Raw genomic sequence first — 12,537 nt, forward strand, 5'->3', positions numbered from 1 at the left:
ACATCATGCGCAAATCCATCAGCCGCCTGGCGGCAAGCATCGGCCTGGGCGCGAGCCTGGTCGTCGGCAGCCTGGCGGCCCCTGCCGTGGCCCAGGCCGAAGGCGAGATCCGCATCGCCGAACAGTTCGGCATCGTCTACCTGCTGCTGAACGTGGTGCGTGACCAGCACTTGATCGAGAAGCACGGCAAGGAGCAGGGCATCGACATCAAAGTCGATTGGGCCCAGCTTTCTGGCGGTGCAGCCATCAACGATGCGCTGCTGTCCGGCTCGGTGGACATCGCCGGCGCCGGCGTTGGCCCACTGCTGACCGTCTGGGACCGTACCAAGGGCCGGCAGAACGTCAAGGCCGTCGCCTCGCTTGGCAACTTCCCGTATTACCTGGTCAGCAGCAACCCCAACGTGAAGACCATCGCCGACATCTCCGAGAAAGACCGCATCGCCGTGCCGGCGGTAGGCGTCTCCGTGCAGTCGCGCTTCCTCCAATACGCCGCAGCCCAGCAGTGGGGCGACAAGGACTACAACCGCCTCGACAAGTACACCCTGGCCGTACCGCACCCCGATGCCACGGCCGCATTGATCGCCGGTGGCACCGAGCTTAACGGGCACTTCTCCAACCCGCCGTTCCAGGACCAGGCGTTGGCCAACAAGGACGTGCACGTCGTGCTCAACAGCTACGACCTGCTCGGCCCCAACTCGCCGACCCTGCTGTTCGCCACCGAAAAATTCCGCAACGAAAACCCCAAGACCTACAAGGCCTTCGTCGACGCCCTGGCCGAGGCTGCGGACTTTGCACAGAAGGACAAGGCTGCTGCTGCCGATACCTACATCCGCGTGACCAAGGCCAAGATCGACCGCGACGTGCTGATCAAGCTGATCGACAACCCGCAGTACGAGTTCACCGTCACGCCGAAGAACACCTACAAGCTGGCAGACTTCCTTTATCGGGTCGGCGCCATCAAGCACAAGCCTGAGTCGTGGAAGGATTACTTCTTCCAGGATGAACGCCCGCTGCAGGGGAGCTGATCGATCATGACCGCCCCATTGCCAGGCCACGCGGCCAGCAACCTGAGCCGTGTCGCCACGCCACCCTTGCTCAAGGTGGATAACCTCAGCCTCGAATACCGAACCGCGCAGCGCGTGGTGCGGGCCACCCACCAGGTCAGCTTCGAAGTTGACCGTGCCGACCGTTTCGTCTTGCTGGGGCCTTCGGGCTGCGGCAAGTCCACCTTGCTCAAGGCCGTGGCCGGGTTCATCAACCCCCAGGAAGGGCAGATTCTGCTGCAGGGCAAGCCCGTCAAAGGCCCAGGGCCGGACCGTATCGTGGTGTTTCAGGAGTTCGACCAGCTACCGCCCTGGAAGACGGTAAAGCAGAACGTCATGTTCCCGCTGCTGGTCTCGGGCCAGCTCAAGCGCGCCGAGGCCGAGGAACGGGCCCTGCATTACCTGGACAAGGTTGGCCTGGCGGCGTTTGCCGATGCCTATCCCCACACCCTGTCTGGCGGCATGAAGGCGCGCGTGGCGATTGCCCGGGCCTTGGCCACCCAGCCGAAGATTCTGCTGATGGACGAACCGTTCGCCGCGCTCGACGCGCTGACCCGGCGCAAGATGCAGGAAGAGCTGCTGCTGCTGTGGGAAGAGGTGCGTTTCACCTTGCTGTTCGTCACCCACTCCATCGAAGAGGCGCTGGTGGTCGGCAACCGCATCTTGCTGCTGTCGCCGCACCCGGGGCGGGTGCGGGCCGAGGTGCACAGCCATCAGTACGATCTTGGCAGCCTGGGCGCAGCGGATTTCCAGGCCAGTGCCCGCCGCATTCATCGGCTGCTGTTCGATGAGGCCCAAACGCCCGAGCAAGCCGACGAACTCGGCTTCAACGATATCCGTATCGCCTACTGACAGGAGCTTCAGCCATGACCACTACCCCTGTACGTCAGGAATACGAGGTGCAGCTGGAGCCGCTGCGCAGTGTGCCTCTGGAACGCCAACTGCCATTGGCCCAGCGTTTGTGGCAGCACGGCTGGCTGCGCAAGGCGGTCATCCTGGTTGTGATCGCCGCGCTTTGGGAGGCCGCAGCCCGCTATCAAGGCAACGACCTGCTGCTGCCGAGCTTTCTGCAAACGTCCGCTGCGCTATGGGATGGCCTGATCAGCGGTGAACTGCCGGCCAAGGTCGGCGTGTCGCTGGTGATCTTGCTCAAGGGCTACGTGCTGGGCATCGTGCTGGCCTTTGGATTGACCAGCCTGGCGGTGTCGACCCAGCTCGGTCGTGACCTGCTGGGCACCTTGACCTCCATGTTCAACCCCCTGCCAGCAATCGCCTTGCTGCCGCTGGCGCTGCTGTGGTTCGGCCTGGGCGACAACAGCCTGATCTTCGTGCTGGTGCACTCGGTGCTGTGGGCGCTGGCGCTGAACACCTACGCGGGCTTTCTCGGGGTGTCCGAAACCCTGCGCATGGCCGGCCGCAACTATGGCCTGAAGGGCCTGCGCCTGGTGTTGCATATCCTGGTTCCGGCGGCCTTGCCGTCGATCCTGTCGGGGTTGAAGATCGGCTGGGCGTTTGCCTGGCGTACCCTGATTGCCGCCGAGCTGGTGTTTGGCGCCAGCAGTGGCAAGGGCGGCCTGGGTTGGTACATCTTCCAGAACCGCAACGAGCTGTACACCGACAAGGTGTTCGCCGGGCTGGCCGTGGTGATCCTGATCGGTTTGCTGGTCGAAGGGTTGGTGTTCAATACCCTGGAGCGGCTGACGGTGCGGCGTTGGGGCATGCAGCGCTAGCAGGCAAGCCTGCACCGGCTGCTGTGGGGGCGGGGTTATCGGGGTGCCGAACCGCCACGCAGAGGCCGGTACAGGTTATGGGTTCTGGTACTGGGCAGCCGCATTGCTCAGCATCTTGCCAATCTCTTCGCGTAGCCCTTCCGGTTGCTCCACCACTACCCCATCCCCCTGGCTCAGCAGCCACCAGCGCAACGGCCAGCCATCGCTCACCGTGGCACGTACCCGATGCCCATGCTCCTGCGCGGTCAGCTGCATGTCGGTGCTTAGTGGCGTCTCGCGCAGCTGCCGCGCCAATGTGTCACTGATCCGCGCCACCAGCTCCACCCCCTCGCCCTGGGCCGGCTGCAGCGCGTCACCGCGCAGGTAGGTCAACAGGTCGAAATTGCCGCGCAGCTCACCCACGGCAGTCGACGACCAGTGCCAGCCGAACGGTATGCTCTTGTCATTGCGCTCCAGCGGAAAAATCAGCGACAACTCGTTGAGGTCGCGCTCAACCGTGCGTTTGCTGACATTGAAGCCCACATCACGCAGGCGCCAGACCAGCTCGGCGCTGGTGATGCCTGGGGAGCGGCTGGGCAGCTGGCGCAGCAGCGCCCACTGACGGCTGAGGGTGGCGCGAGTGGTGGCGAACGGCAAAAGATAACGTCCTTGTCTAGGCTTGCCGCAATAGGATGGCGGCACGAGCGGGGCATGGCAATTGGCCACAGCCTGCTCAGATCAAGGAAGTCGCATTTGGTTGCCTCGTGCCGAATCGTTCGCGACAGGTTTTGTCGTGACGTCACGCAGAATCACGCCTCATCACAGCTGAGGTTGGGGTTGTGTGTCGTTCAATGAGGATGAACATGTCTGCTGCCAGCAATATCCATTCGCTGCTCGCCCGTCTTCTGCCAGAGCGGGTCATCGCCCCACCAGCCCCTGCGGGGAGGCGTCATCGGTTGTTTGCCGGGGTCGGGTTGCCCAGCCAGCGGTCGCTGTTGGTCAGCCGCCTGGATGAGGCCAGCGATTTGCAGGTGGTGTATGCCGACCTGCGCCGCCAGGCGTTGCAAGGCAGCGTAGCGGCACTCAATGACCTCGGCTGGATCTGGCTCAATGGCAAGTACTGGCGTGCCGACACGGTGCTGGCCGGCCACCTGCTGCGCATGGCGGCCTTGCAGGGCAACGCCGCGGCCTGGTTCAACCTGGGCCAGCAGCACTATTTCGGCAAAGGCATCGAGGCATCGTACGTGCAGGCGGCCGAGTGTTATCGGCAGGCATTCGACCGCGGCATTTTGCATGCTGCCGCTGCGCTCGGTGACTTGTATGAAGAGGAAGTGTGCGATGGCGACCTGGACTGGCAGGTCGACCTGGTAGAGGCCTACCAGTGGTTTCAGCGCGGCGCCCAGCGGGGCGAAGCGCGATGCCGGTTTGAAGTCGGTTATCGGCTGATGCATGGCCTGCACGTCGAAGCCGATATCAAAGGCGCGCTGTATTGGCTGGAACTGGCGGCTGCGGCGGGCGTGATGCAGGCGGCCGAGGAGCTGGCGGTGCATTTCAGCAGCCGCGACGGCACACGGTACCTGGAATGGCGCGACCGGGCAGTGCAGATGGGCAGCACGCTGGCGCTGACGATGAAGCTGGAAGACCAGGTGCAGCCCTGACCGTTGCCTCATATTCGCGGCAAAGTGCAGCCCCTTGTGGGGGCGGCTTTGCGCCGCGAAAGGGCATTACATGAACAACAATTCATCGACGCTATCCGTCGCCCGCTGTTGACGACAGGGGGAGGGCCAGGCGTATATTGATAGTTAGCAAACTATGAATATCCTTGGTTCCTTTCATGACCCTTGATCTCCTGCGCCTGCAAGTCAGCAGCGGCATGGTGGTTGCCGCACGCCATTGGCGGCGCATCTGCCATGCGGCCCTCACCAGCTACGGCATCTCCGAAGCCTGCGCCGCGCCGTTGCTGATGATCGTGCGCCTGGGCGACGGCGTGCATCAGGTGGCGGTGGCCCAGGCCGCCGGCCTCGAAAGCCCGTCGTTGGTGCGCTTGCTCGACCAACTGTGCAAAGCCGGGCTGGTGTGCCGCAGCGAGGACCCTCTGGACCGCCGCGCCAAGGCCCTGAGCCTGACCGCCGAAGGCCGCGCCCTGGCCGAGTCCATCGAAGCCGAGCTGGTGCGCCTGCGCCGTGATGTGCTGCAGGGCATCGACCAGGCCGACCTGGAGGCCACCTTGCGCGTACTGCGCGCCTTCGAAGCCGTCGGCCTCGGCACACCAGGCGGGGCAGCATGAACGGATTCTTCAGCTCGGTGCCCCCGGCCCGCGATTGGTTCTACGGCGTGCGCACCTTCGGCGCGTCGATGATCGCCCTGTACATTGCCCTGCTCATGCAGCTGCCACGCCCTTACTGGGCGATGGCGACCGTCTATATCGTCTCCAGCCCGTTCGTCGGCCCCACCAGCTCCAAGGCCCTGTACCGCGCCCTGGGCACATTGCTCGGTGCCGGCGGGGCGGTATTGCTGGTGCCACCGCTGGTGCAGTCGCCGCTGTTGCTGAGCGTGGCCATCGCCTTGTGGACCGGCACCTTGCTGTTCCTCTCGCTGAACCTGCGCACAGCCAACAACTACGTGCTGATGCTGGCCGGCTACACCCTGCCGATGATTGCCCTGGCGGTGGTCGACAACCCTACGGCGGTGTTCGATGTGGCCTCGTCGCGGGCCCAGGAAATCTGCCTGGGCATCGTCTGCGCGGCGGTGGTCGGCGCAATCTTCTGGCCGCGGCGCCTGGCCCCGGTGGTGGTCGGCTCGACCGGCAACTGGTTCGCCGAGGCGATCCGCTACAGCGACACCTACCTGGCCCGCGACGTTGCCGCCGACAAGGTCGGCAGCATGCGCGTCTCGATGGTGGCCACGTTCAATACCCTGGAAATGATGATCGGCCAGCTCGGCCACGAAGGTGCCGGCCCCCACACCCTGAAAAACGCCAGTGAACTACGTGGGCGCATGATCCACCTGCTGCCGGTGATCGACGCCCTGGACGACGCCTTGGTCGCCCTCGAAGGCCGTGCGCCGGCCCAGTTCGCCCAGCTGCAACCGCTGCTGGCCGAGGCCCGCGAATGGCTCAAAGGCACCGCTGATGATGCCTCCCTGGCCCCCTGGACCGCATTGCACGAGCAGATCACCCGCCTGCAACCCAGCGCCACCGCCCTGGACCAGCGCGCCGGCCTGCTGCTGTCCAACGCCCTGTATCGCCTGACCGAATGGGTCGACCTCTGGCAAGACTGCTGCACCCTCCAGCACGCCTTGCGCAAGGACGACGCCACGCCCTGGCGCGCCGCCTACCGCCACTGGCGCCTGGGCCGGCTGACGCCGTTCTTTGACCGTGGCCTGATGCTCTACTCGGTGTTTTCCACGGTTACCGCGATCATTGTCGCCAGTGGCCTGTGGATTCTGCTCGGCTGGAACGACGGTGGCAGTGCGGTCATCCTCGCCGCCGTGGCGTGCAGCTTCTTTGCCGCGATGGACGACCCGGCGCCGCAGATCTACCGGTTCTTCTTCTGGACACTGATGTCGGTGATCTTCTCCAGCGTCTACCTGTTCCTGGTGCTGCCCAACCTGCACGACTTCCCGATGCTGGTGCTGGCCTTTGCGGTGCCGTTCATTTGCGTCGGCACGCTGACCGTGCAGCCGCGTTTCTACCTCGGTACTTTGCTGACCATCGTCAACACCGCCACCTTCATCAGCATCCAGGGCGTCTATGATGCGGACTTCCTGACCTTCATCAACGCCAACCTGGCAGGCCCGGTGGGGCTGCTGTTCGCCTTCATCTGGACCTTGCTGCTACGCCCGTTCGGCGTGGAACTGGCGGCCAAGCGCATGACCCGCTTCGCCTGGCGCGATATCGTCGAAATGACCCAGCCCGCGACATTGGCCGAACACCGCCAGGTGGGCGTACAGATGCTCGACCGCCTGATGCAGCACCTGCCACGCTTGTCGCAGACCGGCCAGGACAGCGGTGTGGCGCTGCGTGACCTGCGCGTGGGCCTGAACCTGCTCGACCTGCTGGCCTACCTGCCACGCGCCAACCCGCAGGCCCGCGAGCGCCTGGCTTTGGTCATCGAAGAAGTCGGCGCCCACTACGCCGCCTGCCTGCGCGCCAACCAGCGCCTGCACGCCCCGGCGGCGCTGTTGCGCAACATGGAGCGTGCGCGGCAAGGGCTGGCGCTGGACGATCACAACGACCGCGGCGATGCCCGTGTGCACCTGCTGCACGCCTTGAGTGGCCTGCGCCTGGCCTTGCTGCCCGGTGTCGAAGTGATGCTCGAACCCACCGAACAACCGCAACTGCCCCCCGGCATCGATGGAGCCCCACTGTGATCGGTGATCTGGATATCAGCGGGGTGTTTCTGCCCACGCTGTTGGTGATGATGTTGTTCACCTACCTGTTGTTCCTGGGCGTGCACGCTGTACTGGTGCGCCTGCACTTTTACCGCCTGGTCTGGCACCGGGCCTTGTTCAACGTTGCCCTCTACGCCGTGATGCTGGGCGCGGTCGACCACTTTTGCCGAAACCTGATGCTGCCATGAAAAAACCTTTGCTGACCCTGGGCCGTGTGGTCCTGACCTTGCTGGTCGTGAGTTTCGCCGCCGTGCTCGTCTGGCAGATGGTGGTGTACTACCTGTTCGCCCCCTGGACCCGCGACGGCCATATCCGCGCCGACGTGATCCAGATCGCCCCGGATGTGTCCGGGCTGATCCAGAAGGTCGAGGTGCGTGACAACCAGGTGGTCAAGCGCGGCGACGTGCTGTTCACCATCGACCAAGACCGCTTCAGCCTGGCCCTGCGCCAGGCACAGGCAACCCTGGCCGAGCGCGAGGAAACCCTGGCCCAGGCCGCCCGTGAAACGCGCCGTAACCGCAAACTGGGCAACCTGGTGGCGGCCGAGCAGCTGGAAGAGAGCCAGTCCCGCGAGGCCCGCGCCCGCTCGGCGGTCAACGAGGCGCAGGTGGCGGTCGATACTGCCCAGCTCAACCTCGACCGCTCGGTGGTGCGCAGCCCCGTGGACGGCTACCTCAACGACCGCGCCCCGCGTAACCATGAGTTCGTCACCGCCGGCCGCCCGGTACTGTCGGTGGTCGACAGCGCCTCGTACCACGTCGATGGCTACTTCGAAGAAACCAAGCTCGGAGGCATCCATATCGGCGATGCCGTGGACATCCGCGTGATGGGCGACAACACCCGCCTGCGCGGCCACGTGCAAAGCTTCGCCGCCGGTATCGAAGACCGCGACCGCAGCAGCGGCGCCAACCTGTTGCCCAACGTCAACCCGGCCTTCAGCTGGGTGCGCCTGGCCCAGCGGATTCCGGTGCGTATCGCTTTCGATGAAGTGCCGGAAGACTTCCGCATGATCGCCGGGCGCACCGCCACGGTATCGATCATCGAGGACAAGCGCCCATGAAACGCCTGATGCTGGTGGGCATGGCCTTGTCCCTCGGTGCCTGTGCCCTGGTTGGCCCGGACTATGAAGTGCCGAAAGACGCGGCCGTGCAGCGCAGCGACCTCAACGGCCCGCTGCGCCAGGATGCCGACAGTGTGGTGTCGGCGCCGGTACCTGAAGACTGGTGGCAGCTGTACCAGGATCAGCGCCTCAACGCACTGGTACGCCAGGCATTGAGCGCCAATACCGAGCTGCGCGTGGCCGCAGCCAACATTGCCAAGGCCCGTGCGCAGGTTGAAGTGGCCGAATCGCAGGGCGGCTTCAGCGGTGGCATCAAGGCCGGCGCGCAGCGCTTGCAGGAGTCCGGCGAGGCCTTCCTGCTGCCTGAGAAGGTGCCCGTGGCCAATATCGGTGAGGCCATCATCAGCGCCTCCTACCAGTTTGACCTGTGGGGCACGTTCAAGCGCGGCACCGAAGCGGCCAAGGCCAACGCCGACGCGGTGCAAGCTGCCGCAGACACCGCGCGCATCACCCTGGTGGCCGATGTGGTCAAGGCCTACACCCAAGTGTGCTCGGCCAACGAGGAATACCACATTGCCCGCGAGTCGCTGGACTTGCAGGAGCAAGGCGTGAAGCTGAACCAACGCCTGCGCGATGCCGGCCGTGGCGATGAAACCCAGGTCACCCGCTCGCAGACCCAGTTCAAATCGTTGCGCGCCGAGTTGCCGCGCTTCAAGGCCGAGCGCGAGACCGGCCTGTATACCCTGGCTGCACTGCTGGCAAAACCAGTTGAGCAATTGCCTGCCGGCACCGCCGACTGCGCCGAGCTGCCGCACCTGGCTCAGTTGGTCCCGGTGGGCGACGGCGCCGCGTTGCTCAAGCGCCGCCCCGATGTGCGCCAGGCCGAACGCCAACTGGCGGCGGCTACCGCCAACATCGGCGTGGCCACCGGCGCGCTGTACCCGGATATCAGCATCGGCGCCCAGGTCGGCACCATTGGTATTCTCGAGAACCTTGGCGAGCCGGCCACCAACCGCTGGGGCTTTGGCCCGCAGATCAATTGGAGCATCCCGACCAATGGCACCCGTGCCCGCATCCGCATGGCCGAAGCCTCGACCCAGGCGGCGCTGGCGCATTTTGATGGTGTGGTGCTGAACGCCATTCGCGAGACCCAGACCCGATTGGCGCAGTACAGCGCCTTGCTGGACCGGCGTGATGCTCTGGCCGAGGCGGAGCAGTCGGCCAAGGAAGCGGCAGACCAGACGCATCGGTATTACCAGGCTGGGCGTGAGTCGTTCCTGGCGGATTTGCAGGCGACGCGGACGTATACCGATATGCGGGCGCAGTTGGCGGCGGCGAATAGCCAGGTGGCGATGGGGCAGATTGGGGTGTTTCTGGCGTTGGGTGGGGGGTGGAAGGGGGGTGGTGGCAAGCCTTGAGGGTTGTGGGTAGGGTTTGACGACAGAGCCGCGGCGCCCTTGAGATCGAGCGCCGCCCGCGCGGCGCTCGATCTCAAGGGCGCTGAAACTCTCACGGTGAACACCTTGAAGCCGTAAGACATTTCCGAACCTGAAAGCTGCGGCCTGCTGATCCGCGCCCTGACCCTGACCGTGGAACAGACCACCACCGCCCTGCCTGCTATGCGCAATGATCAACGCCCTGTGCGACCACTCCCGCGCCACCGCCTGAAGCGAGGCACGACAGATGCGCGACGAGCCCAGAGCGTCTTCCACCGCAGGCGAGGAAACCTTCGACCTGTTCCGCCTGCAACCCTGTATCCGCCACCTGAATAGCTACTGACATGGGCAGCAGTAAGCCATTGTCCAATGCTCCAGCACGGCATAGTGCTTGGTGGATCAAAAAGCGCTTTCATTTCACGATCAATCCCCTCCTGTTTTGTCACAAGATTTTTCATGAAATCTGCCCGCACACCTTGAGAGAAGAAGAGTGGAAGTGAACAATGTTCTCTTTCGCATTCCCTCCGAGACTGGCCATGAATACCCATTCCCGTCTGCTTGCCTGGCTGCCTGCTTTACTGCTGGGCCCAATGCTGGCGCTGTGCAGCACCCTGGCGTTGGCCGAAGCCCCTGCCGAAGCTACCAAGGCCCTGCACTTGCTCGACTACATGGGCGCCGACTACCCGCCGACCGTGCGCGAAGGCAAGGTGATCGACGAGGGCGAGTACCGCGAGCAACAGGAGTTCAGCGCGGTCCTGGCCGACCTGGTCAAGAACCTGCCGGCGCATGCCGAACAAGCCGCTCTGGTACAGGGCGTGCAGGCGTTGCGCCAAGCCATCGACCAGCGTCAGGACGGCGCCGCTGTAGCCCGTCAGGCCCGTCAGTTGGGCGCACGCCTGGCGGTGGCCTACGAGGTCAGCCAGGCCCCGGTGATTACTCCGGACCCGGCCCGTGGGGCTTCGCTGTACGCGCAGAACTGCGCGATCTGCCATGGCGATAGCGGCGCCGGCGATGGCCCAGCCGGCGTTGGCCTGGAGCCGCCTCCAGCCAACCTGCGCAGTGTCGAGCGGCTAGACCAGCTGAGCCTGTTCGACCTGTACAACACCCTCGGCCTGGGCATCGAAGGTACCGAGATGCCATCGTTCGCCGACCAGCTCGACGAGCGTCAGCGCTGGGACGTGGCCGCCTTTGTGGCCAGCTTCACTGCCAACCCCGAGGCGGCCAAGGGCGATAAAGCCTGGAACCTGGCAGACCTGGCGCGCCAGACCCCGGCCGAAGTCGCGGCCAACGAAGGCGCCGATGCAGTAGCGGCGTTCCGCGCCCAGCGTGCCCAGCCGCCGCAAGCCAAACGCGGCCCGGCGCAGTTGCTCGAATACACCGCCAGCACCCTGGACAAAAGCCTGGCGGCCTACCGCGAGGGCGATCACGACCAGGCCTATGACCTGTCGGTAGCCGCTTACCTGGAAGGCTTCGAGCTGGTGGAAAGCTCGCTGGACAACATCGACACCCAGGCGCGCAAGGACACCGAAAAAACCCTCATGGCTTACCGCCAGTCCCTGCAGGACGGCTTACCTGTGGCCCAGGCCGAGCAACGGCTGGCCGAAGCCAAGGCTAAGCTCGACCAGGCCGCCAAGCTGTTGGGCAGTGATGGCCTGAGCTGGTCGCTGAGCTATATCTCCGGTTTGTTGATTCTGCTGCGCGAAGGCCTTGAAGCGATTCTGGTGCTGGCGGCGATCCTCGCCTTCCTGCGCAACACCGGCCAGCAGTCGGCGGTGCGCAGCGTCAACGTCGGTTGGGGCCTGGCGCTGGTCGCAGGTTTTGCCACCTGGGCCTTGGCGGCTTACGTGATCGACGTCGGCGGTGCCCAGCGCGAGCTGCTGGAAGGCTGCACAGCGCTGTTTGCTGCGGTCATGGTGCTGTGGCTCGGGGTGTGGATGCACGACCGCCGCCACGCCGCTGCCTGGCAGGACTACATCAAGAGCAGCCTGGTCAGTGGTGGCGGGCGCTTCGGCTTTGCCATGCTGGCGTTCTTCTCGGTGTACCGCGAACTGTTCGAAGTGATCCTGTTCTACGAGACCCTGTGGCTGCAGGCCGGGCCTTCCGGGCATCAAGCCGTGCTAGCGGGGGGCGCCACGGCATTGGTGCTGCTGGTGGGATTGGCGTGGGTGATTCTGCGCGGCTCGGCCAAGCTGCCGCTGTCGCTGTTCTTCAGCATCAACGCCGCGCTGCTGTGCGCGCTGTCGGTGGTGTTCGCCGGGCATGGCGTGAAGGCGCTGCAGGAAGCCGGGGTGCTGGGCACGCGGCCGGTGGCGTTCTTCGAGTTTGACTGGCTGGGCATTCATGCCGATGCCTATTCGCTGGCAGCGCAGGCAGTGGCCTTGCTGGCCATCGTGTTCCTGTACGGGCGCTCGTGGCTGGCAGAGAAACGCAGGGCGGCGGCCAACTAGCAAAGGTGTGTAAACCCCCTGTAGGCGCGGCCTTGCCGGGGCGCCGGACCGGTCGGAACGGGCCGCGAAGCGGCCCCAGGATTTCAGCAGTGCTGCACAAATTGCCGGGGCCGCGTTGCGGCCCTTTCCGACCGGTCCGGCGCCCCGGCAAGGCCGCTCCTACAAGGATTGCGGCAGTCTGTCAGGCCGGTTGTGGCGCCTTGAGAATGTTCTGCAGCAGTTGCACACTTTCGACGGCGTCATGACCCAGGCTGGTCAGGTAGCCACCATCGGGTTGATCGGTCAGCCCTTTTTCGTGCAGGCGTTTAGCTGCCGCGATGAGTTTAGTGGGGGCTTGGCTGTTTATCTTGATGCCTTCCTGGCTGCTGTCGTGCTTGAACAGCGCAAGTACTTCCAGTTCATCGATCAGCTCGGGGGTAAAGGACATGGCGACTCCTGACTTCCAGACGA

12 protein-coding genes are annotated in these 12,537 nt (G+C 64.8%); 10 read left to right on the top strand and 2 right to left on the bottom strand.

Going from position 1 to position 12,537, the window contains the following annotated elements:
- Positions 1–5 precede the first annotated feature (5 nt).
- From CKW22_RS20320 to CKW22_RS20330, 3 genes are read left to right on the top strand one after another with little or no spacing between them, the layout of a single operon-like run.
- Positions 6–1,025, top strand: coding sequence for an ABC transporter substrate-binding protein (locus CKW22_RS20320; protein WP_047582859.1), 1,020 nt, complete (start codon positions 6–8; stop codon positions 1,023–1,025).
- A gap of 6 nt (positions 1,026–1,031) precedes the next feature.
- Positions 1,032–1,895 (top strand): ABC transporter ATP-binding protein, encoded by an 864-nt coding sequence (locus CKW22_RS20325; RefSeq protein WP_033703325.1) that lies wholly within the window; start codon positions 1,032–1,034, stop codon positions 1,893–1,895.
- 14 nt (positions 1,896–1,909) lie between these two features.
- Complete coding sequence (locus CKW22_RS20330) at positions 1,910–2,773, top strand: ABC transporter permease (protein ID WP_033703323.1); 864 nt, start codon at positions 1,910–1,912, stop codon at positions 2,771–2,773.
- A gap of 75 nt (positions 2,774–2,848) precedes the next feature.
- Here the strand turns inward: CKW22_RS20330 and CKW22_RS20335 are convergent, their stop codons facing one another.
- Positions 2,849–3,409 carry a WYL domain-containing protein gene (locus CKW22_RS20335; protein WP_033703321.1) on the bottom strand — a complete coding sequence of 187 codons (561 nt, stop codon included), beginning with the start codon at positions 3,407–3,409 and terminating at the stop codon, positions 2,849–2,851.
- 206 nt (positions 3,410–3,615) lie between these two features.
- On the opposite strand from CKW22_RS20335, the gene CKW22_RS20340 reads away from it, so the two are divergent.
- The 7 genes from CKW22_RS20340 to CKW22_RS20370 all read left to right on the top strand — a co-directional run bounded on the left by CKW22_RS20340 (position 3,616) and on the right by CKW22_RS20370 (position 12,087).
- Positions 3,616–4,410 (top strand): tetratricopeptide repeat protein, encoded by a 795-nt coding sequence (locus CKW22_RS20340; RefSeq protein WP_033703320.1) that lies wholly within the window; start codon positions 3,616–3,618, stop codon positions 4,408–4,410.
- A gap of 176 nt (positions 4,411–4,586) precedes the next feature.
- Complete coding sequence (locus CKW22_RS20345) at positions 4,587–5,039, top strand: MarR family winged helix-turn-helix transcriptional regulator (protein ID WP_033703319.1); 453 nt, start codon at positions 4,587–4,589, stop codon at positions 5,037–5,039.
- The gene (locus tag CKW22_RS20350; RefSeq protein ID WP_033703318.1) at positions 5,036–7,123 is read left to right on the top strand and encodes an FUSC family protein; all 2,088 of its coding nucleotides are present in this window, start codon (positions 5,036–5,038) and stop codon (positions 7,121–7,123) included. Before CKW22_RS20345 ends, CKW22_RS20350 begins: the two co-directional genes overlap by 4 nt.
- A complete protein-coding gene (locus CKW22_RS20355) occupies positions 7,120–7,332 on the top strand; it encodes a DUF1656 domain-containing protein (RefSeq protein WP_033703316.1) in 213 nt (70 codons plus the stop codon). The genes CKW22_RS20350 and CKW22_RS20355 overlap by 4 nt, the downstream gene beginning before the upstream one ends.
- Positions 7,329–8,204 (top strand): HlyD family secretion protein, encoded by an 876-nt coding sequence (locus CKW22_RS20360; protein WP_033703315.1) that lies wholly within the window; start codon positions 7,329–7,331, stop codon positions 8,202–8,204. Before CKW22_RS20355 ends, CKW22_RS20360 begins: the two co-directional genes overlap by 4 nt.
- Positions 8,201–9,622: an efflux transporter outer membrane subunit gene (locus tag CKW22_RS20365; protein ID WP_033703314.1), complete on the top strand. Its 1,422-nt coding sequence runs from the start codon at positions 8,201–8,203 to the stop codon at positions 9,620–9,622. Before CKW22_RS20360 ends, CKW22_RS20365 begins: the two co-directional genes overlap by 4 nt.
- A 521-nt stretch (positions 9,623–10,143) precedes the next feature.
- Positions 10,144–12,087, top strand: coding sequence for a cytochrome c/FTR1 family iron permease (locus CKW22_RS20370; RefSeq protein WP_033703313.1), 1,944 nt, complete (start codon positions 10,144–10,146; stop codon positions 12,085–12,087).
- 181 nt (positions 12,088–12,268) lie between these two features.
- Here the strand turns inward: CKW22_RS20370 and CKW22_RS20375 are convergent, their stop codons facing one another.
- Positions 12,269–12,514 carry a TIGR02647 family protein gene (locus CKW22_RS20375; protein ID WP_033703312.1) on the bottom strand — a complete coding sequence of 82 codons (246 nt, stop codon included), beginning with the start codon at positions 12,512–12,514 and terminating at the stop codon, positions 12,269–12,271.
- Positions 12,515–12,537 lie beyond the last annotated feature (23 nt).

Source organism: Pseudomonas sp. Irchel s3f19 (assembly GCF_900187555.1).
GTDB lineage: Bacteria > Pseudomonadota > Gammaproteobacteria > Pseudomonadales > Pseudomonadaceae > Aquipseudomonas > Aquipseudomonas capeferrum.

Bases quoted from the DNA above. Each gene is read 5' to 3' on its own strand.
- CKW22_RS20320 (WP_047582859.1), top strand. From the start codon at position 6: ATGCGCAAATCCATCAGCCGCCTGGCGGCAAGCATCGGCCTGGGCGCG.
- CKW22_RS20325 (WP_033703325.1), top strand. From the start codon at position 1,032: ATGACCGCCCCATTGCCAGGCCACGCGGCCAGCAACCTGAGCCGTGTC.
- CKW22_RS20330 (WP_033703323.1), top strand. From the start codon at position 1,910: ATGACCACTACCCCTGTACGTCAGGAATACGAGGTGCAGCTGGAGCCG.
- CKW22_RS20340 (WP_033703320.1), top strand. From the start codon at position 3,616: ATGTCTGCTGCCAGCAATATCCATTCGCTGCTCGCCCGTCTTCTGCCA.
- CKW22_RS20345 (WP_033703319.1), top strand. From the start codon at position 4,587: ATGACCCTTGATCTCCTGCGCCTGCAAGTCAGCAGCGGCATGGTGGTT.
- CKW22_RS20350 (WP_033703318.1), top strand. From the start codon at position 5,036: ATGAACGGATTCTTCAGCTCGGTGCCCCCGGCCCGCGATTGGTTCTAC.
- CKW22_RS20360 (WP_033703315.1), top strand. From the start codon at position 7,329: ATGAAAAAACCTTTGCTGACCCTGGGCCGTGTGGTCCTGACCTTGCTG.
- CKW22_RS20365 (WP_033703314.1), top strand. From the start codon at position 8,201: ATGAAACGCCTGATGCTGGTGGGCATGGCCTTGTCCCTCGGTGCCTGT.
- CKW22_RS20370 (WP_033703313.1), top strand. From the start codon at position 10,144: ATGTTCTCTTTCGCATTCCCTCCGAGACTGGCCATGAATACCCATTCC.
- CKW22_RS20375 (WP_033703312.1), bottom strand. From the start codon at position 12,514: ATGTCCTTTACCCCCGAGCTGATCGATGAACTGGAAGTACTTGCGCTG.